19 protein-coding genes are annotated in these 22,175 nt (G+C 51.6%); 13 read left to right on the top strand and 6 right to left on the bottom strand.

Features of this window, described 5'->3' with window-relative positions; translation table 11 throughout:
• The first annotated feature begins 104 nt into the window (after nt 1-104).
• Nucleotides 105-1,409 (top strand): diguanylate cyclase domain-containing protein, encoded by a 1,305-nt coding sequence (locus DFR42_RS12660; protein ID WP_110255328.1) that lies wholly within the window; start codon nt 105-107, stop codon nt 1,407-1,409.
• A gap of 72 nt (nt 1,410-1,481) precedes the next feature.
• Here DFR42_RS12660 and DFR42_RS12655 read toward each other — a convergent pair whose 3' ends face one another.
• On the bottom strand, nt 1,482-1,907 hold the full coding sequence (locus DFR42_RS12655) for a YciI family protein (RefSeq protein ID WP_110255327.1): 426 nt from the start codon (nt 1,905-1,907) through the stop codon (nt 1,482-1,484).
• 99 nt (nt 1,908-2,006) lie between these two features.
• Nucleotides 2,007-2,426 carry a VOC family protein gene (locus DFR42_RS12650; protein WP_110255326.1) on the bottom strand — a complete coding sequence of 140 codons (420 nt, stop codon included), beginning with the start codon at nt 2,424-2,426 and terminating at the stop codon, nt 2,007-2,009.
• 228 nt (nt 2,427-2,654) lie between these two features.
• Between DFR42_RS12650 and DFR42_RS12645 the strand changes: the two genes are divergently transcribed.
• The gene (locus DFR42_RS12645) at nt 2,655-6,467 is read left to right on the top strand and encodes an ATP-binding protein (protein WP_110255557.1); all 3,813 of its coding nucleotides are present in this window, start codon (nt 2,655-2,657) and stop codon (nt 6,465-6,467) included.
• Nucleotides 6,468-6,678: 211 nt separating this feature from the next.
• Here the strand turns inward: DFR42_RS12645 and oxlT are convergent, their stop codons facing one another.
• On the bottom strand, nt 6,679-7,953 hold the full coding sequence (oxlT, locus tag DFR42_RS12640; protein ID WP_110255325.1) for an oxalate/formate MFS antiporter: 1,275 nt from the start codon (nt 7,951-7,953) through the stop codon (nt 6,679-6,681).
• A 459-nt stretch (nt 7,954-8,412) separates the two neighbouring features.
• Here oxlT and DFR42_RS12635 point away from each other — a divergent pair, with 459 nt between their 5' ends.
• The gene (locus tag DFR42_RS12635) at nt 8,413-9,411 is read left to right on the top strand and encodes a 2-dehydropantoate 2-reductase (protein WP_110255324.1); all 999 of its coding nucleotides are present in this window, start codon (nt 8,413-8,415) and stop codon (nt 9,409-9,411) included.
• Between the two features lie 84 nt (nt 9,412-9,495).
• Entirely contained in the window at nt 9,496-11,019 is a 1,524-nt protein-coding gene (locus DFR42_RS12630; RefSeq protein ID WP_110255323.1) for an acyl--CoA ligase, read from the top strand.
• 85 nt (nt 11,020-11,104) lie between these two features.
• On the opposite strand, the gene DFR42_RS12625 is transcribed toward DFR42_RS12630, so the two are convergent.
• Entirely contained in the window at nt 11,105-11,917 is an 813-nt protein-coding gene (locus DFR42_RS12625) for a phosphate/phosphite/phosphonate ABC transporter substrate-binding protein (RefSeq protein ID WP_110255322.1), read from the bottom strand.
• A gap of 322 nt (nt 11,918-12,239) precedes the next feature.
• Between DFR42_RS12625 and ccmA the strand changes: the two genes are divergently transcribed.
• The 9 genes from ccmA to DFR42_RS12580 all read left to right on the top strand — a co-directional run bounded on the left by ccmA (nt 12,240) and on the right by DFR42_RS12580 (nt 19,023).
• Complete coding sequence (gene ccmA, locus DFR42_RS12620) at nt 12,240-12,974, top strand: cytochrome c biogenesis heme-transporting ATPase CcmA (protein ID WP_245936946.1); 735 nt, start codon at nt 12,240-12,242, stop codon at nt 12,972-12,974.
• Nucleotides 12,968-13,636 (top strand): heme exporter protein CcmB, encoded by a 669-nt coding sequence (gene ccmB / locus DFR42_RS12615; RefSeq protein WP_110255321.1) that lies wholly within the window; start codon nt 12,968-12,970, stop codon nt 13,634-13,636. The genes ccmA and ccmB overlap by 7 nt, the downstream gene beginning before the upstream one ends.
• A gap of 231 nt (nt 13,637-13,867) precedes the next feature.
• On the top strand, nt 13,868-14,647 hold the full coding sequence (gene ccmC, locus DFR42_RS12610; RefSeq protein WP_110255320.1) for a heme ABC transporter permease CcmC: 780 nt from the start codon (nt 13,868-13,870) through the stop codon (nt 14,645-14,647).
• Nucleotides 14,644-14,859: a heme exporter protein CcmD gene (ccmD, locus tag DFR42_RS12605; RefSeq protein ID WP_110255319.1), complete on the top strand. Its 216-nt coding sequence runs from the start codon at nt 14,644-14,646 to the stop codon at nt 14,857-14,859. Before ccmC ends, ccmD begins: the two co-directional genes overlap by 4 nt.
• Nucleotides 14,856-15,314 carry a cytochrome c maturation protein CcmE gene (gene ccmE, locus DFR42_RS12600; protein ID WP_110255318.1) on the top strand — a complete coding sequence of 153 codons (459 nt, stop codon included), beginning with the start codon at nt 14,856-14,858 and terminating at the stop codon, nt 15,312-15,314. Before ccmD ends, ccmE begins: the two co-directional genes overlap by 4 nt.
• Nucleotides 15,311-17,296: a heme lyase CcmF/NrfE family subunit gene (locus DFR42_RS12595; protein ID WP_110255317.1), complete on the top strand. Its 1,986-nt coding sequence runs from the start codon at nt 15,311-15,313 to the stop codon at nt 17,294-17,296. Before ccmE ends, DFR42_RS12595 begins: the two co-directional genes overlap by 4 nt.
• Entirely contained in the window at nt 17,293-17,820 is a 528-nt protein-coding gene (locus DFR42_RS12590; protein WP_110255316.1) for a DsbE family thiol:disulfide interchange protein, read from the top strand. Before DFR42_RS12595 ends, DFR42_RS12590 begins: the two co-directional genes overlap by 4 nt.
• Before the next feature lie 43 nt (nt 17,821-17,863).
• Nucleotides 17,864-18,277 carry a cytochrome c-type biogenesis protein gene (locus DFR42_RS12585; protein ID WP_245936945.1) on the top strand — a complete coding sequence of 138 codons (414 nt, stop codon included), beginning with the start codon at nt 17,864-17,866 and terminating at the stop codon, nt 18,275-18,277.
• Between the two features lie 32 nt (nt 18,278-18,309).
• Nucleotides 18,310-19,023 (top strand): tetratricopeptide repeat protein, encoded by a 714-nt coding sequence (locus tag DFR42_RS12580; protein ID WP_110255314.1) that lies wholly within the window; start codon nt 18,310-18,312, stop codon nt 19,021-19,023.
• A 38-nt stretch (nt 19,024-19,061) separates the two neighbouring features.
• Here the strand turns inward: DFR42_RS12580 and DFR42_RS12575 are convergent, their stop codons facing one another.
• Nucleotides 19,062-20,486, bottom strand: a complete 1,425-nt coding sequence (locus DFR42_RS12575; protein WP_245936944.1) for a sulfatase family protein — start codon at nt 20,484-20,486, stop codon at nt 19,062-19,064.
• Nucleotides 20,487-20,692: 206 nt separating this feature from the next.
• The gene (locus tag DFR42_RS12570) at nt 20,693-22,159 is read right to left on the bottom strand and encodes an MBL fold metallo-hydrolase (protein WP_110255313.1); all 1,467 of its coding nucleotides are present in this window, start codon (nt 22,157-22,159) and stop codon (nt 20,693-20,695) included.
• Between the last annotated feature and the right edge of the window lie 16 nt (nt 22,160-22,175).

Genomic DNA, 22,175 nt, shown 5'->3' with positions numbered 1-22,175 from the left:
GAAGCAGGTTCTTTGTTCAGAGTATGGCAAGGGTGATAAAGACCTAAGTTTATCTCGCATGCCTTTTAACGCTATTCAATTTCTTTGTTAGAAAAGTAGGCATTATGGTACACCGCATTCTTATCCTTACAAGTAATTCTGATGATGCAAAGATATTGCAGGAGGCACTTCTTCATTCCAGGGATGGCCCCTTCCTGACGGAATGTCTCGACAGGCTTGATGCTGGCTTATCACGTTTGCATACAGGTGGCATCGATTTGATTTTAGTAGACTTATCACTTTCTGATAGTCAGGGAATTGCTACATTTAATGACTTGTTTGCAGCTTTTCCCAAGATACCAATCATGACCCTGAGTGCCGAGGAAGAAGAGGCTGCCGCTATTGAAGCGGTAAAACTTGGTGCACAGGGTTATCTGTCCAAAGGCTATTTCGTCAGTAGTCTGGTGCCTCAGTCATTGCGCAATATCATTTTGCGCAAGAATGTAGAAAAACAGCTCTACAAGGAGCAGGCACGTGCTGAAATCGTATTGAAATCAATCGGCGACGCGATAGTATGTACAGATATCAATGGAGAAATTGATTACCTGAACGCCGCAGCCGAGGAACTGACTGGTTGGTCGAAGACAGATGCATGCGGACAGCAGATAGAGAAAATCTTTAAAACAATCAACGGTGTAAGCAGGCAAGCTGACGTTAACACGGTAGAGCTGGTTTTGAAAAAAAATGAAATAGTAGATTTGCCTGCAAATACACTTTTGATCCGCAAAGACGGCAGCGAAGTTCACATCGAAGATTCAGCTTCACCCATTCATGATTACGATGGCCAGCTCGCTGGTGCAGTGATTGTGTTTCATGATGTCAGCATTGCCCAAGCAGTGACTGTCAAAATGACGCATCTGGCGCAGCATGATGCACTCACTAATTTGCCCAACAGGACGCTGTTAAACGATCGTATTGCACAGGCAATTAATCTCGCCAAAAGGAATGGTACACGACTGGCATTACTGTTTTTGGACCTCGATAATTTCAAGCATACAAATGACTCGCTTGGCCATGCTAGCGGCGATGCCTTGTTGAAATCTGTTGCACTGCGCCTGTCAGATTGCGTCCGTGGCTCAGATACTGTCAGCCGCTATGGCGGTGATGAATTTATTATTCTGCTGGTAGGTGGAAAATATGCAGAGGATGCTGCTCTCATCGCAGAAAAAATCAGAGTAGCACTGCTTCGCCCATTTCAGCATGAAGAAAGAGATTTATATGCAAAAGCCAGCATAGGCATAAGCCTCTATCCCAATGATGGTCAGAATGCAGAAACACTGATCAGTAGCGCAGATACTGCCATGTACTGTGCTAAGATTGAAGGGAGTAATAATTTCAAATTCTTCCGTAGCGATATGAAAAGCAAATAACTTCGTTTTAGCTTGCAGCTAAAAAATTTTCAGGAAAAGTGCTTCAGGAAATCTAATTTTTCCTGATCTGCTTCAGTTCTTGTCTTCCACAATCTTGCGCACTCTGGCTTCTTGCTCGCGCAGTTCCGGCGTGTAAGCTTCACCGAAATCTTCGCTGTCGAATAATTGTCTGATCTCGATCTCAGAATCTCCCGGCATGGGGTTGGGGCAGCGTTTTACCCATTCTATAGCTTGTTCAATAGAAGGCAGTTGCCAGATCCAGAAGCCTGCAACCAGCTCGCTGGTGGTCGAAAACGGGCCCTTGATTACGCTGCGTTTGCTTCCGGAAAATCCTACCCTTACCCCCTTGGATGAGGGATGCAAGCCTTCTCCACTCAGAAGGACACCAGCATTGGCGAGTTCTTCGTTGAACTTGCCCATCTCTGCCAGCATTTCTTCGCTGGGCATAACGCCAGCTTCAGAATCTTTAGTTGCTTTGACCATGATCAGAAATTTCATTATTCATCTCCTGATTTGAGTTGCTGCATGCTCATGCTGGTCTCCTGTTCATCCAGCAAGCATGGCGTGAGGAATGATGGGACTGCATTACATTGATGCTTACTTTTCTTCTGCGGCGACATTCACCATCCAGGGTACCCCAAAGCGATCGGTCACCATGCCGGACAGCGAAGTCCAGAAGGTTTTTGCCAGAGGCATTTGCACTTTTCCACCGTCGCTGAGGGCGGCAAACAAGCGTTGGGCATCGGCATCATCCCTGGCTTCAAGATTGAGAGTGAAACCCTTGAAATCTGGCTGGTCCAGGTTTTCAATGCCGTCGGTAGTCATGAGTATGGTATTGCCTATGCGAAAGGAGGCATGCATGATTTTATCGGGATCGGCGGATACCGTGCGCATGGCCGGGTCGGGACTGTCTTTCCAGCGCAGCATGATGATCACTTCTGCACCTAACGCGGTGGTATAAAACTGGATGGCTGCTTCGCTATGACCGCCAAAGGCCAGGATGGTTTCAACTTGCATGACAATTCCTATGTTGATTGAGTTGACAATGACCTGAAATGAGTTGTGGAGATGGTGGCTAATTGATGGACGTTAATTATAAGGTGGAAGCAGCTTGCACGAGTTGGCATTGCGAGACTGTGCGCGAGCTAACATAGCGCAATGGCTGGATACTTCTTTGTGCATGCCGTTCCGCCTTATATAAAAAATGCTATGCTGTACAAATTGCCTTCAACTCAGCCTGTCGCCATGCCTAGCGATCACATTGCCAATACCATTCATGACCATAAATTTCTCAGCGCGCCAGGTCAGTTGGGTGGCCTGATTGCTGCCCGTGACTGGTCGACAACATCGCTGGGCCCGATTTCTGGCTGGCCGCAAAGTCTGAAGACTGCGGTGAGCCTGATGCTCAGTTCGCGCCAGCCCATGTGGATAGGCTGGGGCGCAGACATCGTGTTTCTCTACAATGATGCCTATATTGATGTGCTGAGCCTGGCCAAGCACCCGCGGGCACTGGGTTTGCCTGCGGCTGAGATCTGGTCCGAGATATGGGACATCTGTGGCCCGCTGGCCGATCGTGTATTTGCTTACGGTGAAGCGACCAATGCAGACGATGTGCGCTTGTTCATGAACCGTGGCGATTTTCTGGAAGAGAATTTTTTCTCTTTTTCCTATAGTCCTATCCGCGACGAATCAGGTAATGTTGCGGGCTTGTTTTGCCCTAACCTGGATGTCACAGCCAAACACCTGAATGCGCGCCGCTTGCGCACACTGTCAGAAATAGCCACCCGTTCATTGTTGGAAAAAACTGTTGATGCTGCGGCCGACAGTGTGATCTCGACGCTGGCCAGTAATCCAGACGATATACCATTTGCATTGCTATATCTGAACCAGGCACAAGCGGGACAGCCAAATGCTACGGGATTGAAACTCTGGCAGGCAACCGGAGTAGCCGCCGATATTGTTCCGGACTTTGTCACACTATCTGAAGAAACTGCATCTCCTGTTACGACTAACGGAGCCAGTTTCCCGAAGGTGCTGGAAGATGCTCTGGCTGCCAGCTTGCGTACAGGCCAGCCTGGTGTGACAGACCTGCCATCGGCAGGAAGCTTGCCGGTCGGGTTGGCCAATTTGCCAGTACGTCAGGCGCTGGTACTGCCACTGATGGCATCGTCCAATATCGTTGGCGCTGTGGTACTGGGTGTCAGCCCGGTGCGCAAACTGGATCATGATTACCGCAGTTTTTTTGATCTGGTGGCAACCCAGTGCGGCAATGCCATACAGAATGCCCGTGCCAGCGAAGAAGAACGTCTGCGGCTGGATATGCTGGCAGAAATCGATAGAGCCAAGACCCAGTTTTTCAGTAATGTCAGTCATGAATTCCGCACGCCACTGACACTGATGCTGGCACCACTGGAAGAGGCACTCGAAGATGCCACCAGCCTGCCACCCGCCCAACGGCAACGCCTGGAGCTGATGCAGCGCAACGCAGTGCGCCTGCAAAAGCTGGTGAATACCCTGCTTGAATTTTCACGGGTGCAGGCAGGCCGTGCCCAGGCAGCATTTGAACCCACCGACCTGGCAGCGCTGACTTCCGACCTGGCCAGCAGCTTTCGCTCCACGGTAGAAAGTACAGGCATGCAATTGATCGTTGATTGCGCGCCATTATCCGCACCAGTCTATATCGATGTCAGCATGTGGGAAAAAATCATCCTCAACTTGCTTTCAAATGCCTTCAAGTTTACTTTTGAAGGTGCGATTACAGTGAGCATGCGCGAAGCACCATCGCAGGGAACTGTCACGGTGACGATTGCCGACAGCGGGATAGGCATTGCTGCCGATCAGTTGCCACGCCTGTTTGAACGTTTTCACAGGATAGAGAGTGCACGTTCCCGCACACATGAAGGAACAGGCATAGGCCTGGCGCTGGTGCATGACCTGGTGGCCTTGCAGAGTGGTGTAATCAAGGTTGACAGTGAACCAGGTCATGGCACGCGTTTCCATATCACTTTGCGCCTGGGTACGGCTCACCTTGATCCTGCCCAACTGCGGCCTTCGCAAGTGACATCCAATCATGCTACCAGTAAAGCCTATGTAGCCGAGGCTGCTGGCTGGCTGGGCGTGCCACTGTCGCCAACCCTGCCTGAGCCTGAAGTGCCACTGGCACCAGCAACATCAAGACTGTCAGGGCGCGTACTGATCGTCGACGACAATGCCGACATGCGCGACTATCTGCACCGTTTGTTGAAACCGCACTGGCATATCGAGCTTGTTGGCAATGGCGTGGAGGCACTGGCGGCAATAAAACTGCAGCGCCCGGACTTGATCGTCTCTGACGTCATGATGCCGCAACTTGATGGCTTTGGCCTGCTGGCTGCCTTGCGTGCCGATGCTGCGACGCATGAACTGCCCGTGCTGCTGCTCTCAGCCCGTGCAGGTGAAGAAGCGCGGCTCGAAGGTTTGCAGGCAGGTGCCAATGATTACCTGGTCAAACCATTTTCTGGTCGCGAACTGGTGGCTCGTATCGACGCATTACTGTTGCGCCAGCGCGTGCGCACCATAGAAACCAGTGCAACGCGGCGTATGCAAGCCATCTTTAGCCAGGCACCTGTGGGGATCGCCATCCTGCGCGGGCCAGAGCATGTATTCGAGCTGGCCAATGAACGCTATCAGGAACTGGTTGACCGTAGTACCTTGATAGGTCTGACCATACGGCAAGCATTGCCCGAGATAGAAGGCCAGCAGATATTTGAACTGCTCGATGCTGTTTATGAGACTGGCATACCTTATTTGGGGCGCTCAGTGCGGGTTGACATTATGCGCGGCAATCCTGCGCGACCAGTTGAATGCTACTTTGATTGTGTCTATCAGCCGCTTTGCGATGACCATGGCAATATCGAAGGGATCGCTGTGGTGGTGTTTGAAGTGACTGAACTGGCGAGTGCAAAACGGGCGGCTGAAGCAGCCAGCCTTGCCAAGGATGAATTCCTGGCCATGCTTGGTCACGAATTGCGCAACCCCCTGGCACCAATAGTCACGGCCTTGCAGCTGATGCGCTTACGTGGCGTTGATACTGCCAAGAAAGAGCGGGCGGTGATAGAGCGGCAAGTCCAGCATCTGGTGGCGCTGGTGGATGACTTGCTCGATGTTTCGCGGGTAACCCAGGGCAAGATAGAGCTGCGCAAGAAAGTCATTGAGCTTGGCGAAGTGGTCGCCAATGCGATTGAAACGATCAGCCCACTGATCGAGGGCAAGCTGCATCATCTGTCTGTTGATGTGGCAGCCAGCGGCTTGCCTGTGCAGGCAGACCCTGTGCGTTTGAGACAGGTAGTCGCCAACTTGCTGAGCAATGCTGCGAAATATACAGAGCAGGGCGGGCAACTGGGCATCTCTGCATGGCGTCAGGGTGAAGAAGTAATACTGACCGTCAGTGATAATGGCATAGGCATCAGCGCCACTACCTTGCCGACCATCTTCGATTTGTTTGTGCAAGAGCGCCAGGCCCTGAGCCGTTCGCAAGGTGGCCTGGGACTGGGCCTGGCAATTGCGCGCAGCATGATGGCCTTGCATGGCGGGAGTGTCGAGGCGCATAGCGATGGCCTTGGCTTGGGCAGTACATTCACACTACGTTTGCCTGCTTATGCGCAAATGGAGTCGACTACTGCTGAAGCTGTATCGGTTCCTGGCGTGGAAGCCGATATTGCCATGCATCAGGGCCTGAACATACTGATAGTCGATGACAACGAAGATGCCGCTCATGTCTTGCAAGACATGCTGGAAATACAGGGACATAGAGTAAAGGTAGTTCTCAATGGACCCGCCGCACTGCAACTCGCACCGGCATTTAAACCGCAAGTCTGCCTGCTCGATATTGGCCTGCCTGGCATGGATGGTTATGAACTGGCACAGCGCTTGCGCCAACTGCCAGGTGGTGACGGCTTGCGCCTGTTTGCCGTAACTGGCTATGGCCAGAGCGAAGACCGCCGCCGTGCGGCCGAGCATGGTTTTGACGAGCATTTCGTCAAGCCGCTGGACATCGCCAGGCTCAATGCCTTGCTGTGATGAGATTGTGCTGCCTTTGTCAGTTCGCAAATGTGTTGTGGCTGGAACTGCAGCACTGTTAACTGCTGCAAACGCACTGGTAGCGAAAGGTACTCCGTGGTTGCTGTGGCATATGATAAAAAGCCGTAATAAAAAGTGGATGTTCCACAATTTATTACGGCTGTACTCCTCACTGAGTTAATTCAGTGAATTTAACTAATCCTGCCAGCCCTTACTGCAAATTACGCATGCGCGCGCGCATGGGTTTCAGTACCAGGATGGCCATGATAGCGGCCAGTGCATTCATACCTGCTGCGATGTAAAACACTTCATGCCAGCCTTTATAGGCTTCGACTACGTAGACAGACAGTGGCACCAGCAGGGATGCCGTACCTTTGGCTGTATATAGCAAGCCAGCATTGGTCGTTGCAAATTTGCTGCCGAAAGTGTCGCCGCAAGTGGATGGGAAGAGGCTATAGATTTCACCCCAGCCAAAGAATACCAGTGCCGTCAGCAATACAAAGTACACAGGGTCTTTACCAAAGACACTGAGCGCCAATATGCCTACTGCCTCCAGTGCAAAAGCAATGAACATGGTATTTTCACGACCGATATTGTCAGACACCCAGCCAAAGAAGGGGCGGGTAATGCCATTGAATATGCGGTCCAGTGACAGCGCAAACGTCAGGGCTGGCAATGTAAAGCCGACCAGTGAGACTGGAATGTCAGCTATCTTGAAGTCTTTGGCGATAGGTGCCAGTTGTGCCGTTGCGACCAGGCCACCCGCTGCCATCATCACGAACATCAGATACATGACCCAGAAGACCGGTGTCTTGATCATTTGCTGCCAGGTGAAATCCACCTTGGTCTGGCGTACCTGAGCCTGTGGTGCAGCCTTGCTATCTTTAGGTGAGCTGAGCAGGAAGGACAGTAAAAATACCACCAGGCCCTGGCCAATACCAAAATACAGGAAGGCTGCTTCATAGCCGCTATTCTTGATCATCGCAGAAATTGGAATGATGGTCAGCGCCGACCCCATGCCAAATCCGGCTGCCGTCAGGCCTGCCGCAAATCCGCGCCTGTCCGGAAACCACTTGAGCGCATTGCCAACGCAGGTGCCATACACAGCACCAGCACCGATACCACCAACTGCAGCAGCGATGTAGAGCATGGTCAGTGAATCAGCATGTGCATTCATGAACCAGGCCAGGCCTATCAGCAAGCCACCTACCAGCACGACTGGCCTGGGGCCAAAACGGTCAACCAAATATCCTTCTACAGGCACCAGCCAGGTTTCGGTAAAGACAAAGATAAAAAATGCCACCTGGATGGCCTTGCGGCCCCAATGGTATTTCTGGTCAAGAGGATCAACAAACAAGGTCCAGCCATATTGAAGATTGGCGATCATCGCCATACAAACGACACCAAGCAATAATTGCAGCCAGCGATACGAAGAGGCTGTTTCCACAATAGGAAGTTTTTGCTCGAGGGATATTTCCGCAGTCATGCGCCTGTCCTTTTAATAAAATCTGAGGGGTGAATGGAAACAATGCTTGGTAATAATCACTAAAGATATGCGATCATCTGCCTTTGGGTTTGGTCAAATTTGCTAGTCAAATTGACTAGGCTTATAATAATTCATTTAAAGCAATTTAACAATTTTGACTTCAGCATTTGTTTATTCACTTTGAGATAAATCCCCCGTGATTTTTCTTATTTGCTTATGTAAATAAGTTCTGAATCTACTTTGAACGCGGACAGACTTAAGGCATAGAATCCGCACATGAAATTCATATCGCCAGCATTGTCGGTCAGGCCTGTGTCAGGGATATGACGGCAAGCAGATTTTTAGAATGACAGGCCAATTAAATTCATGGCGGCTGAGATATGATCTTTTGCCGGGCAGTTGGCGAAAAGTTGAAAAAAAATTTTGTCACTGATAGTGCGTCTTTGAGGAAAAAACGATATGAAAATAGCGGTAGTGGGTGCGGGTGCAATTGGTGGATTTCTGGCAGTAAAACTTGCAGGCATGGGACATGAAGTCAGCGTCGTCATACGTGGTGCCAACTTGCAGGCTGTGCGCGAAAACGGCATGAAACTGATCATGGATGATGGTAGTGAGCACGTGGCAAAAATTTTCGCCACCGACCGTATTGCCGATCTGCCGGTACAGGACGTTGTCATCCTCGGCATGAAAGCCCATCAGGTAGCAGCAGTAGCTGCTGACATACCGGGTTTGCTGGGGCCTGACTCCATCGTGGTGACGGCACAAAACGGCGTACCCTGGTGGTATTTCCACAAACACGGCGGTGAGTATGAAGGCCGGCGTGTAGAAGCAGTAGACCCGGGTGGAGTGGTATCAGCCAATATCGATGTTGCACGCGTCATAGGCTGCATCATCTATCCTGCCTGCGAGATCATTGCGCCTGGCGTTATCAAGCATATAGAAGGTAATCGCTTTTCTCTGGGCGAGATTGATGGCAGTGATACGCCGCGCATACGCGCACTGGCTGATTCCTTGCGTGAGGCTGGTTTCAAGGCTCCCATCTCTTCCGATATACGCTCAGAAATCTGGCTCAAGCTGTGGGGTAACCTGAGCTTCAATCCCATCAGCGCACTGACTCACGCCACCCTGGTTGATATCTGCGAATTTGCACCTGTACGTGAACTGGTTGCCCGCATGATGCGGGAAGGGCAGGCCATAGGCGAAAAACTGGGTGTGAATTTCAAGGTTACGATAGACAAGCGCATTGCCGGGGCCGCCGCCGTTGGCAAGCACAAGACTTCCATGCTGCAGGATATAGAAGCCGGTCGCCCCATAGAACTTGAGGCCCTGGTTGGCACCGTCATAGAAATGGGCAAGATCACAGATACGCCTACGCCGAATATAGAAGCAGTGTATGCGCTGACTGCGCTGCTGGCACGCACGGTACAAGAACAAAACGGCAAGCTGCGCATACAGTAATCAGGACTGCGCTGTGCCAGGCTTGTGCTTAACCTGAGCTGAGTCTGTGCTCCAAGGGATTTATTTTTAACATAGAAAGCGATCATGCAAAGATTTTCCACACTCGTCGAATTACTTGCTGCAGGCGCTGACGATGCCATCGCATTTGAAGCCCCCGGTGCGACACCGCTGACTTATCGTGATCTGCGCGCCAACCAGCAGGAAACCATCAAGAGCCTGAACAGTTTTGGCATAGGTCGCCAGGACAGGGTCGCCATTGTCTTGCCCAATGGCCCTGACATGGCTTCTGCCTTTGTCTGTATTGGCGCTGCTGCCACGGCAGCACCACTCAACCCGGCTTATCGTGCTGATGAATTTGAATTTTATCTGTCAGACCTGCATGCAAAAGCCCTGGTGGTGGAAAAAGGCAGTACTTCAGCTGCACTGGCGATTGCTGAAAAACTCAGGATACAGGTACTGGAACTGATACCTGCTGAAAAAGGCGCAGGTGCATTCACGCTGGCGCAGGTCAATCCGCAAGCTGCCAGCACGACGTTTATCCCTGGGCCAGCTGCGCCAGGAGATATAGGCCTGATCTTGCATACATCCGGCACCACTTCACGTCCCAAGATCGTGCCACTGTCGAATATCAATATCTGTGCCTCGGCCTGTAATGTGCGCGACAATCTGCAATTGACTGCGGGCGACCGTGGCCTCAATATCATGCCGCTCTTCCATATTCATGGCCTCATCGCGGGCTTGCTGGCACCTTTGTCTGCGGGTAGCTCCATCTTTTGCACACCAGGCTTTAATGCCCTGAAATTCTTTGGCTGGATGTCAGAAGCCAAACCTACCTGGTACACCGCAGTGCCTACCATGCACCAGACCATCGTCGCACGCGCTGCGCAAAATCATGAAGTAATTGCTGCTAACCCATTGCGCTTCATACGCTCCTCATCCTCTTCCATGCCACCACAAGTCATCAGTGAACTGGAAGCCGCATTCAACACCCCTCTGATCGAAGCCTATGGCATGACGGAAGCCGCTCATCAGATGGCCAGCAACCCCTTGCCACCAGCCAGACGCATACCTGGCTCGGTAGGTATTGCTGCTGGCCCTGAAGTTGCGATCATGGACGTCGACGGCAATTTGCTGGAACGTGGTCTGACTGGTGAAATCGTTATCCGTGGCCCTAATGTGACTGCTGGCTATGAAAGCAATCCCAAGGCCAATGCAGAAGCCTATACCAAGGGCTGGTTCCGTACCGGTGACCAGGGGGTGATGGACGCGGATGGTTATCTCAGCATTACTGGCCGTCTCAAGGAAATCATCAGCCGTGGTGGCGAGAAGATTTCCCCGCGTGAAGTCGATGAAATTCTCATGGATCACCCTGCGGTGCAACAAGTCGTCACCTTTGGCATACCCCATGAAAAGCTAGGGGAAGAAGTCGGTGCTGCCGTGGTATTGCGCGAAGGCGTGACGGCGACAGAAAAAGAGTTGCGCGAATTCGCCGCCATACGCCTGGCCGATTTCAAGATACCGCGCAAGATCTTGTTTCTGGAAGAAATCCCCAAGGGTGCGACCGGAAAATTGCAGCGCATAGGCCTGGCCGCCAAGCTGGGTTTATAGTAATTTTCAGAAGAGTAGTAATATAAAAAGGGGCGCTGATTTTATCTGCGCCCCTTTTTATATTTGAAGTATTTTATTGATACAGTTACAGTCCCAGCCTTTTGGTCGCATCCGTCATGACAGCATTATCCCAGGCCACGAAGCCTTTCATGTTGATGCCTTTCAGCGCATTTTTTCCTGCATCGTTTTCACTGAGTTTGACCAGAAGATTTTGTACTTTGTCGCGCTGCTCAGGAGTCAGCTTGCGGGAAACCAGGAATTGCTTGATAGGCACAGGCTTGGTTTCTGCGATTACACGGCCACCTTTGGCTACCCAGTCCTTGGCTATAGTGCCAGAACCAGTCACACCAGCTTCAACAAAACCATTTTCCACCATGAAGGGAACAGCATCCTGAAAGCGGGTAGCACTGAAGCGTGATGCTGGATCACGAAAACCAAGTTCGTTCAGGTTGGCTGCAAACATGACAGTGGTAATCGATTCCAGCGATGGCACGCCAATCTTCTTGTCGCGCAAATCAGCCAGGGTTTTGATGGCAGAATCTTTTTTGACGAATACACGGGCGCGGTATTCAGTAAAATCCTTGGCGCTGGCAAGACCTACATATTTGCCGCTCTTGGCTGCGCGCAAGCCTATGTGCGCTGGATGGATGAAGACCAGATCAAAGCGTTCTGCATCCAGGCCCGCTTCAAAATTGCTATACCTGTCTACTGCTTGTACTTTGACAGGGTGCTTGAGTTCTTTTTCCAGCAAATCCACTAGCGGTTTGTAGCGCTCGGTGACAGGGCTGCCGTCCTGGTAAGTCACACCTTCATTCACGGCAAGTATCCACTCCTGCGCACTGCACACCTGGACAAAAAGTGTAAGAAAAATAAAAATAAAAGCGCGTAGGGAAAACATGGGGAAACCTATAAAAAATGTTAAATGCAGTTAAGAAATGCGTGCATTGTAATGCAATTTGGCAAACGAGCAACTTTTTCTGACAATGTTTTTTAAAAAAACAGGGGCCGCGTTTACAAAATTTGTTTTGTAATCAAGTACTTATAAAAATAAGAAAAAATTCCGCAGAGCAAGTATCTGATGCAAAGATGCTCATGAATTGAGCAAAACATATCCGCTGTTGTTGTCATTATTTTATGCTATTCAAACCATGGCGCTTAGAAGGACTTGTAATAAGCATGAAAGGAAATGCAACTTCGCCGTCGCCAGAGCGGCAGTTAGAATGCAAGCAATTACAATGGTCAGCAGGGAAAAAAATCGCATGCATCAGCAATACCGGATTGATAGTCAGCAAACGCAAGCCGTGGTGAATGCTGGCATGCATGCAGAATTTGAGGCCAGGCAGGTGGCTTGCCTCAAGGGACGTCGCTATCTGTTTTCAAATATCCATATTCAATTACATGCTGGTCATGCCCTGTATGTCAGGGGCAGCAATGGCAGTGGCAAATCCAGCCTGCTGCGCATACTGTGCGGTTTGGCCAGTCCGGCGAGAGGGGCAGTGTTCTGGCAAGGGACGCCGGTACAAAAAATAAGGGAAGACTTTCATCAGCATCTGCTCTTCCTTGGTCATGCTAATGGCATCAAGGATGATTTGCTGGCCTGGGAAAATATCGCCTTCAATGCCAGGCTGGCGGGACAACATTGCACTTATGCGACAGCTTGTGCCGCCCTGAAGGCGATGGGTTTGCTGCAAATAGCATTATTACCCGCAGGACAGTTGTCACAAGGCCAGCGCAAGCGCCTGGCATTGGGCAGATTGTATTTACCAGATTTACCGCGCCTGTTGATACTGGATGAAGCCTTCAGCGCACTGGATCAAAAAGCGACTACAGCATTGACAGTCATACTGGATGCGCATTTACAGCAAGGCGGTATGCTGATCTACACCACGCATCAGGACATAGTATTGCAGGCACCAGCGCATCAGGAGTTATGGCTGGGTGTAGCTTCATGCTGAGCTTGTTTTTTGCTGTAGCAGAGCGTGATCTGCAACTGGCCTGGCGTCGCCGTTCAGATATCGTCAACACCATGGTTTTCTTTGTATTGATTGTCAGCCTGTTCCCTTTGGGCATAGGGGCTGACAAAGCCCTGCTGCAAACCATCGCACCAGGCATCATCTGGGTGGCGGCACTGCTATCGTCCATGCTGGCTGCTCCGCGTCTGTTTGCCGGTGATTATGCTGATGGCACACTGGAACAAATGCTCTTGTCCGCTGAACCTCTGGTGGTCATTGTCAGCGCAAAAATACTGGCACATTTTTTGATCTCCGGCCTGCCACTGGTATGCATATCCCCCTTGCTGGCATTGCAATTTGATTTGCCGCTGGATGCGATAGCGATACTGGTGCTCAGCCTCTTGCTGGGTACACCTGCACTCAGCCTCACAGGTGCAATAGGGGCGGCATTGACACTGGGTGTGCGTGGCAGTGCCGTCTTGTTGTCCTTGCTGGTTTTGCCTTTGACCATACCTGTACTGATTTTTGGCAGTGGTGTTTTCCTTGCGCACAGTGCTGGTCTGGATACCACTGCTTACTGGTATGTGCTGGCAGGCATGCTGGCAGCTCTGGCCGTGCTGGCTCCTGTTGCCAGCAGCTACAGCTTGCGCATCATGCTCGACTGAGCGCCACAGTTCAATTCTCAACATCGCCCGTTTTTATCTGCTGTATTCGCAACATGCAGCTACATATTCATATCTGAATTAATTCGCATACTTTTTTAAACCTGCAAGGTATATTTGTCTCGTCTTACATCTCTAGGGTTCACTTGTGCTCGCTTCACAGCGAGCATTTTTTTCAGAATTTTCTTCCTGTACCTGTCACTCAATTATTCTACATACTCGTCAAGCGAACGCATGAACACTCTGAGTCTGGATCAATTTTCAAGTACCGCCAAAACCAGTAGCTGGTTTGCGCTGGCGTCGCCGCCGGTTTTTTACCGCGTGGCAGGAAAATGCATACCCTGGCTGTTTGCGCTTGCCGCTGTGCTGACGATAGCTGGCCTGGTACTGGGTTTCCTGATCGCACCAACTGATCAGCAACAAGGTGAGGCTTACCGCATCATCTTCATCCATGTGCCTGCCGCCTGGCTGTCCATGCTGATCTATCTGGCCCTGAGCTTCTGGTCGGCGGTCAGCCTGGTATTCAATTCCCGTGTCGCTGCCTTGCTGGCGCGTGCGCTTGCTCCCACCGGGGCCATCTTTACTTTCCTGGCCTTGTGGACAGGTGCGTTCTGGGGCAGGCCTACCTGGGGTGCCTGGTGGGTATGGGATGCGCGCCTGACTTCAGAATTGATTTTGCTATTCCTGTACCTGGGCCTGATCGCCTTGCAGGCGGCGATCGATGAAGCCCGCCGCGCTGACCGCGCAACTGCCGTGCTGGCACTGGTGGGCGTCGTGAATATCCCGATTATTTATTTCTCTGTCAAATGGTGGAACACCCTGCATCAGGGAGCTTCGGTCAGCCTGACTGCAGCACCCAGGATGGCCAGCATCATGCTCAGCGGCATGCTGGTCATGAGCCTGGCTTTATGGGCATATGCCATCGCCATCGTATTGTGGCGCGTGCGCCTGCTGATACTGGACAGGGAAAGACATAGCGCGTGGGTGCAGGCCACGACTGGAGTGGCATCATGATCTGGCAAAGCTGGTCAGACTTTATCGCCATGGGCGGTTATGCCCTGTATGTATGGGGAGCTGTGCTGGTATTTTTTGCGGCGCTTGCGCTGGAGTTATTCAGTGTCAGCCAGGCCAGGAAATCTCTCTTGCGTGAACTCCAGCTAGAACAGCTGGCTCGCGGCGGCGATATTGGTGGCATTCGCAGCATCAGCAATGGTGACACAGTATGAAAGCGCGGAAAAAACGCCTGCTGCTGGTGACAGTCAGCCTGTCTCTGCTGGGGCTGGCAACGTTTTTTATCCTGAATGCCTTTCAAAAGAATCTGGTATTCTTTTTTACGCCTACGCAAATCAGTGCGGGTGAAGCCCCTTTGCAACATAGCTTTCGCGTTGGCGGCATGGTGGAGAACGGCAGTCTGAAGACACTGGAAGATGGCATCACTGTGCGTTTTTTGGTGACCGACACACGCAATAGTCTGGCAGTGCAATACCGCGGCATCTTGCCAGATTTGTTCAAGGAAGGAAAAGGCGTAGTTGCTCAGGGCAAGCTGGCACAGGCTGGCGTCTTCATTGCCGAGCAGGTGCTGGCCAAGCATGATGAAAACTATATGCCGCCAGATGCCAAATATGCGATTGATCAAGCAAAGACGAAAGCAAAAACGCTCCCTGAGGCGGTCCTGCCATGATTATCGAGTTTGGACATTTCGCCCTGATACTGGCACTGGTTTTCTCAGTCTTGCAAGCCACCATCCCAAGTCTTGGCATAGCCAGGAAGCAGCCAGCATGGACAGCACTGGCGCGACCGCTGGCAGTATCGCAATTCCTGCTGATCTTATTGTCTTTCGCGATTTTGATTACTGGCTTTGTCGCCGATGATTTTTCTGTTGCCTATGTTGCTGCACATTCAAATACGCGCTTGCCAGTGTTTTATAAAATCGCTGGCAGTTGGGGTGGGCATGAAGGTTCGCTCTTGCTCTGGGTCTTGATACTGGCAGGCTGGGGCTTGGCAGTTGCATGGCGGGCGCGTGCACTGACGGAAATTTTTCTGGCCAGGGTAATGGCAATCATGGGGGCACTCAGCTTTGGATTTTTGAGCTTTATCCTGTTCACTTCCAACCCATTTACCCGCAGCTTTCCTGCTGTGGCAGAAGGGCGTGACCTGAATCCCTTGCTTCAAGACCCTGGCATGATCATCCATCCGCCTCTGCTATATATGGGCTATGTTGGTTTCTCCGTGGCCTTTGCTTTTGCCCTGGCAGCGCTCATAGATGGAAAAGTTGAGCGTGACTGGGCGCGCCAGCTGCGCCCCTGGACCCTGGCTGCATGGACCTTCCTGACCCTGGGCATCTTCATGGGTAGCTTCTGGGCTTACTATGAACTGGGCTGGGGTGGCTGGTGGTTTTGGGATGCAGTAGAAAACGCCTCCTTCATGCCCTGGCTGGTAGGTACGGCTTTGTTGCATACCCTGATCGTCAATGAAAAACGTGATGGCTTCAAGAGCTGGACCATCCTGCTGGCGATTTTGGCTTTCTCGCTTTCACTGCTGGGTACTTTCCTGGTGCGCTCGGGCGTGCTGACCTCGGTACATGCCTTTGCTTCTGACCCCAAACGCGGCGTGTTTATCCTGATCTTCCTGGCCCTGGTCAGTGGCGGTGCCTTGGGCCTGTATGCCTGGCGCGCGCCGCAGATACGTTCAAGTGCAGCATTTACCGCTGTCTCAAAAGAGACGACGCTGTTATTGAATAATGTCTTGTTGCTGGTGGTGGCTGCTACGGTATTGCTGGGCACACTGTATCCCTTGTTTCTGGATGCCTTGCAACTCGGTAAAATTTCGGTAGGCCCCCCGTATTTTGAAGCCACCTTTGTACCTTTGATTTTGCCGGTGCTGTTCCTGATGGCACTGGCACCTTACCTGGCCTGGAAACAGGCGAAGTTGAAAAACCTGGACAGGTTTTTGCTGATCGCCCTGTTGCTGGCATTGTCTGTCGTGGCCTTTCTGACTTACCGCTACAGCTTCATGTTTGGGCTGGGAGCTGGCCTCGGTGTGTGGATATTATTGGCTACCGCAGGGCAGCTCAGGAAGCGGGTATACCGACCAGGCACCGAGCCAAACGCTTGGGGTAGTTTGCATGCACCATCCCTGGGTTTCTGGGGCATGCTCATCGCCCATGCTGGTGTCGCCATCTTTACCATTGGTGTCAGTGCAGTCAAGAGCCTGGAAACCAGTGAAGATTATCATTTGCGTCCTGGCGATCAGATGCAACTCGCTGGCTATCAGGTAGTTTTCAAATCACTGGAAAAAATCGATGGCCCGAATTACATCGCCGCCAGGGGAGAATTTATTGTCAGCGAGGCAGAGACGACTTTGCATCTGCAACCAGAGCGCCGCATCTATACCGCGCAAAATATGCCCATGACCGAGGCAGCCATCAATCGTGGCTGGCTCAGGGATGTGTATATCTCTTTGGGGGAAGCCAGTAAAGACCATGGCTGGATGGTCAGGGTGCAGATCAAGCCTTTCATGAGCTGGATATGGGCAGGCTGCCTGGCGATAGCCCTGGGTGGTTTGCTGGCCGCGCTGGAGCGCCGTTATAAACCCGGCACTGTGAAGGCAAGCCAGCACAACCCTGTTCTTGCTGAAACTTTCCAGACAGCGGAGCCAGCATGAAGCGTTTTTTACTGCCCTTGCTTGCTTTTGTGATCTTGCTGGCTTTCCTGGGGACGGGTTTGCTCATCAAGACGAATGATTTACCGTCTGCCCTGATCGGCAAGCCAGCCCCCGTTTTTTCATTGCCACAAGTGGAGCAGGCAGCACACTTTCAGTCTTCCAGCCTCAAGGGCAAGGTGTGGTTGCTGAATGTCTGGGCTTCATGGTGTGAATCTTGCCGACACGAGCACCCGGTACTGGTCAAATTTGCTGGCCAGCTTTCCGCGCCTGTCATAGGGCTGGATTATATGGACAAGGCGGCAGATGCCAGGCGCTGGCTCATTGACTTTGGTAACCCATATCAACTATCCGTACAGGATGTGGATGGCCGTGCCGCCACCGACTACGGTGTGGTGGGTGTGCCAGAAACCTTTGTCATTGATAGCCGCGGCCTGGTGCGCTACAAGCATGTAGGCCCGCTGACTGAACAAATCGTATTTGGCAAATTACAACCCATGATTGATCAACTACAGCGTGAGCAATGAGATGAACCCCTATTTAAAAAAATGCGTGCGATGGGCATTGAGCATGACTCTGGCACTTGGTGCTGCATTCAGCCAGGCTGCAGAACCCAGTATCGATCAACGCGTACAAAAGCTGTCAGAAGAATTGCGCTGCCTGGTCTGCCAGAACCAGACCCTGGCTGATTCACACGCTGAACTGGCGGTGAATTTGAAACAGCAAATCCGCGAAAAATTCCAGCAAGGGCAAAATGAAAAGGAAATAACAGACTTCCTGGTAGCTCGCTATGGTGACTTTGTGCATTACCGTCCACCATTCAATTATCAGACTGCCTTGCTATGGACTGGCCCGTATTTGTTGCTGCTTGGCGCGCTGATCTTCTTGTTTACCAGGGTAAAAATTATTCCTGGTACGGAAGATTCCGCAGGAGCAGCAGAGTCAGCAATAAACAGGCGACATTTTTCTGATCCCTTGCTTTGAGTCCAAATTTGAATCCAAATCCAGTTCAGATCATGACTAACTTCTACATACTTTGTTTGTTATTGCTGGTGTTGGCCAGTGCCTACCCTTTGCGGGTGTTGTTGGCCAACCGGCCTGGTACTGCCGATGGCGACGCAAACCATCCCAAACAATGGCGCTTGCGCCAGGCTGCCGGATTCTTTATCGTATTGCTATGTTCGGCTGGCTTCCTGTATACATATCTGGGTAATATCCCAGCCATTACCCAGGCCCGGTCCGACAAGGACTTGAAAGCTAGACAGCAGAAAGTAGGCATAGGGGAAAAGCAGATACTGGCCATGGTTGAAGGACTGGCTGCACGCCTGAAAAAACAGCCCGATGATGCAGAAGGCTGGCGACGCCTGGCAAGGTCTTACGAGACCTTGCGGCGCTTCGATCTTGCTGTGAATGCCTATCAACAATTGCTGCGCCTGCGCCCCGACGATGCCGATGTGCTGACAGATTATGCCGTGAGCCTGGCTGTCAGCAGGCAACAAAACCTGTCTGGCGAGCCTGAGCAATTACTGAAAAAGGCACTGAGCATTAAACCCGGCCACATACAGGCGCTGGCTTTACTGGGCAGTGCTGCCTATGAAAGACAGGATTACCAGGCAGCTGTCCTGGCCTGGAAAAAGATAGTGGCGCAATTGCCTGCAGATGATGAGATGGCAGTGTCCATTAATGCCAGTATCAGCAAGGCAGAAAAACTGGCGGCACAAAAGAAATAAAACCCCTGATACTCATTGAGCATCAGGGGAGACGTAAATTACTCATCCTGCAATGCGCGATAGCGGTCAGCCTGGGCTTTGCCATCCACCGCATGTGTCTTCACATCTTTCGTGATAGGCAGCATTTGCGCATTCCAGGTTTCCCAATCCTGCTTTAGTTTTGTAAATATCTGTGGGTGTTTTTGCGCCAGGTTGGCGCGTTCACGCGGGTCGCGTGCAACGTCAAACAGGAATTCATTGTCAGCTATCTTCAGATACTTCCAGTCGCCAGAACGCACCGCTTTTTGTTTGTTGGCCTTGTAGCGCCAGTACAGGCTACGGGGCTGCGCCGCCTGTGTGCCAAGTATGACAGGCAAAAGATTTTGTCCATCACTGGGGTAGGCAGGGTCAGGTGCGCCACCGGCTGCGGCCAGCAAGCTGGGTAACCAGTCCATGCTGATGGCAACCTGGCTGCTGACTTGGCCGGGTTTAATCTTTGCTGGCCAGCGTACGATAGCCGGTACACGTATGCCACCTTCCAGCAATTCTGTCTTTTGTCCACTCAGTGGCCAGGTTTTGGAAAAACGCTCGCCACCATTATCACTGGTAAAGATCACAATGGTATTGTCTGCCAGGCATTGTTCATCGAGGCTCTTTAATACCCGGCCTATGGCCGTATCCAGGGACACCACCATTTTTCCATAAGTTTCCAGGCTGCCACCGTCAAGGTGAAACAGGGATTTGATCTCACGAGATACGGCTTCATCATCCTGTGTTTCCCACGGCCAGTGTGGGGCCGTGAAATGCAGGGACAGGAAGAAAGGCTGGGCTGCGCTTTGCTGTTTGACATAAGCTACAGCCCGGTCAGCTATCAGGTCAGTGTAATAACCCACTTTGTTGACAGGCACTTCACCTTCAAACAAGCCATCTTTTGCATCTGGCCCTACGCCAGTTTTGTGGGTGAAATAATCTATGGCGCCGCCATAATTACCAAAGAACACATCGTAGCCACTCTTCAAAGGGCTGAATTTGGGCAAGGAACCCAGATGCCATTTGCCAAACAAGGCTGTTTTATACGACTGTTTTTTCAATAATGAAGGCAGGGTAGGGTGTTCAGGTGGCAAACCTATGGTATCCGATGCACCAGCAATAGGCTCTTCCAGCCCGCCACGTAAACGATATTGATAGCGTCCGGTAATCAGCCCAAAGCGGGTGGCGGAGCAGACGGCAGAGTTTGCATAGGCCTGGGTAAAGCGCAAGCCCTGTTTTGCCAGTTGATCCAGTTGCGGTGTCTGGAAATCAGTTTGCCCGTAGACGCCGAGATCGGCATAACCCAGGTCATCGGCCAGGATGAAAATGATGTTTGGCTTTTTTGCAGCTACTGCATGGTCAGCCGCATTGCTGGTTTCGCTGATCAGGGAACTGAGTGACAGTGCAGAAAGGCTGCCCAGCATTTGCCGGCGTTTTTTATTGAAATGGCTCATGTGTATCTCGAATGAAGAATGCTGACATTGTAAATTTGATGGTGCTGACTATGACATTCAAAGACAAGAATATATTTGCATAAGCACATGCAGTTTGGGGCTTGCATATAAAAAAGCCGGGTATGCATTTCTGCATCTCCGGCTTCGCATACAGAGTACTCAGCTTAATTTATAACACTCAGTTGACTCTGCTTAGTTGACTCCTCTCAGTTGACACCGATGTAGCTTTGCAAATCAGCCAGCTTGACGGCTTTCTGGCCATGCAAGCCAGCGATCTGGTCGACATCCAGCTTTAACTTCCTGAGATTGTCATACAGATTGACGGAGTAAGGATTGGCAGGCACCAGTGCCGGGGCATTGGCTGCTGGTGGATTGTAGGCATCCGCCTCGACCAGGATTTTCTCGGCTGGCAGATAGACCAGGGCAAAAGCATCATTGTGGGTATTGCCTGCGATAGGATAAATTTCTATCGCACGTTTGCCATCATTCAAGACATGCTTGGCCTTGAAGGTTTCAAAACGCGCCCTGGTCTTGGACGCTGCCAGGCGGTCAGGATTCAGACTGTGCTGGTTTGCCCAGATTTTTTGGTAGTAGCCGCGGTTTTCCTGATGGGTGACGATGATGGCTCCTTCATCGACATAGGGACGCAGGCCACCGGAATGATCAAAGTGGGCATGGGTATTGATCAGGTATTTGATAGGCTTGCCGGGGATGATTTCCTTGGCCCTGGCAATCACGGCCAGTGATCTTTCTTCGCTTAAGGGTGCTTCCACGATGACGATGTGATCAGCCTGTTCTATCGCCACGCTGTGATGTGTGCCACCCGTCAGGTGATATACACCCTCGGCCAGCTTGGTCGAGGTTACGGTGATGACAGGTGCGGTCGCATTCACGACTTCTGGCGGTGCGCTGATGTCTACCGGTGCATTGATTTGCAGTTCAGCGACTTGCAGGTCCAGCACGGGGTGGCCACCCAGGCTGCGCACTATGCGGGCTGGGTACTGTTGCCCGCCAAAGTCTTTGTACTGGGTGAACCTGGTCAGCAATTCTGTATCACCCAGCACTGGATTATCTATCCAGGTTTTCACCTGTTCCAGCTGGTTGTTCTTGTTGATGAAACCAACATAGCGATACTTGCCATCTGCATTGAAGCTGACTTCTACACCGCCTTTTGAGGCTTTGGATGTCGCGTTGTTGGCCAGCGCTGCGCGGATGAAACCATGGGGAGTTGACCAGATTTCAGCGCGGCGTTCTTCCAGAGCTGCCCTTTGCGGATTGTAATTGCTGGTCCCATTGGCGGCAGTCGTTGCATTCCAGGCCAAAGCGCCACTGATGTATTGATCTGGCTTTTGTTCAACGGCCGTGGGGCGGGCGCGTTTAGGGTCAACAGTTTGCAAGCGCGTAATCTGTACCCGCGCCGCTACCTTGTCATAGTCGATGGCTGTCTTGTAGCTGCTCACATCAAATTCTGGCCAGGCCAGAGTTGGTGCAGGCGCCTGGCCAAACTGGAACCACTTGCCAGTCCCGCTGACACTGACCGATTGTGTGTTGGCTGCATTCAATGCATCTGCCGCTGCCTGCAGGCTGGCCGCCTGTGATTGCCCAGCCAGCAGGGCAAATGGAAGCAGAGCAAATGGCAGCACATGCTGCGCTCTGATTTTTGAAATCTTCATTATGTTTCCCTATTAT

Source organism: Undibacterium pigrum (assembly GCF_003201815.1).
GTDB classification, from domain to species: domain Bacteria; phylum Pseudomonadota; class Gammaproteobacteria; order Burkholderiales; family Burkholderiaceae_D; genus Undibacterium; species Undibacterium pigrum.
This window is presented reverse-complemented; position numbering and strand designations above follow the sequence as displayed.

Coding starts and splice junctions, on each gene's coding strand:
- DFR42_RS12660 (WP_110255328.1), top strand. CDS start 105: ATGGTACACCGCATTCTTATCCTTACAAGTAATTCTGATGATGCAAAG.
- DFR42_RS12655 (WP_110255327.1), bottom strand. CDS start 1,907: ATGAAATTTCTGATCATGGTCAAAGCAACTAAAGATTCTGAAGCTGGC.
- DFR42_RS12650 (WP_110255326.1), bottom strand. CDS start 2,426: ATGCAAGTTGAAACCATCCTGGCCTTTGGCGGTCATAGCGAAGCAGCC.
- DFR42_RS12645 (WP_110255557.1), top strand. CDS start 2,655: ATGCCTAGCGATCACATTGCCAATACCATTCATGACCATAAATTTCTC.
- oxlT (WP_110255325.1), bottom strand. CDS start 7,953: ATGACTGCGGAAATATCCCTCGAGCAAAAACTTCCTATTGTGGAAACA.
- DFR42_RS12635 (WP_110255324.1), top strand. CDS start 8,413: ATGAAAATAGCGGTAGTGGGTGCGGGTGCAATTGGTGGATTTCTGGCA.
- DFR42_RS12630 (WP_110255323.1), top strand. CDS start 9,496: ATGCAAAGATTTTCCACACTCGTCGAATTACTTGCTGCAGGCGCTGAC.
- DFR42_RS12625 (WP_110255322.1), bottom strand. CDS start 11,917: ATGTTTTCCCTACGCGCTTTTATTTTTATTTTTCTTACACTTTTTGTC.
- ccmA (WP_245936946.1), top strand. CDS start 12,240: ATGCAAGCAATTACAATGGTCAGCAGGGAAAAAAATCGCATGCATCAG.
- ccmB (WP_110255321.1), top strand. CDS start 12,968: ATGCTGAGCTTGTTTTTTGCTGTAGCAGAGCGTGATCTGCAACTGGCC.
- ccmC (WP_110255320.1), top strand. CDS start 13,868: ATGAACACTCTGAGTCTGGATCAATTTTCAAGTACCGCCAAAACCAGT.
- ccmD (WP_110255319.1), top strand. CDS start 14,644: ATGATCTGGCAAAGCTGGTCAGACTTTATCGCCATGGGCGGTTATGCC.
- ccmE (WP_110255318.1), top strand. CDS start 14,856: ATGAAAGCGCGGAAAAAACGCCTGCTGCTGGTGACAGTCAGCCTGTCT.
- DFR42_RS12595 (WP_110255317.1), top strand. CDS start 15,311: ATGATTATCGAGTTTGGACATTTCGCCCTGATACTGGCACTGGTTTTC.
- DFR42_RS12590 (WP_110255316.1), top strand. CDS start 17,293: ATGAAGCGTTTTTTACTGCCCTTGCTTGCTTTTGTGATCTTGCTGGCT.
- DFR42_RS12585 (WP_245936945.1), top strand. CDS start 17,864: ATGACTCTGGCACTTGGTGCTGCATTCAGCCAGGCTGCAGAACCCAGT.
- DFR42_RS12580 (WP_110255314.1), top strand. CDS start 18,310: ATGACTAACTTCTACATACTTTGTTTGTTATTGCTGGTGTTGGCCAGT.
- DFR42_RS12575 (WP_245936944.1), bottom strand. CDS start 20,486: ATGAGCCATTTCAATAAAAAACGCCGGCAAATGCTGGGCAGCCTTTCT.
- DFR42_RS12570 (WP_110255313.1), bottom strand. CDS start 22,159: ATGAAGATTTCAAAAATCAGAGCGCAGCATGTGCTGCCATTTGCTCTG.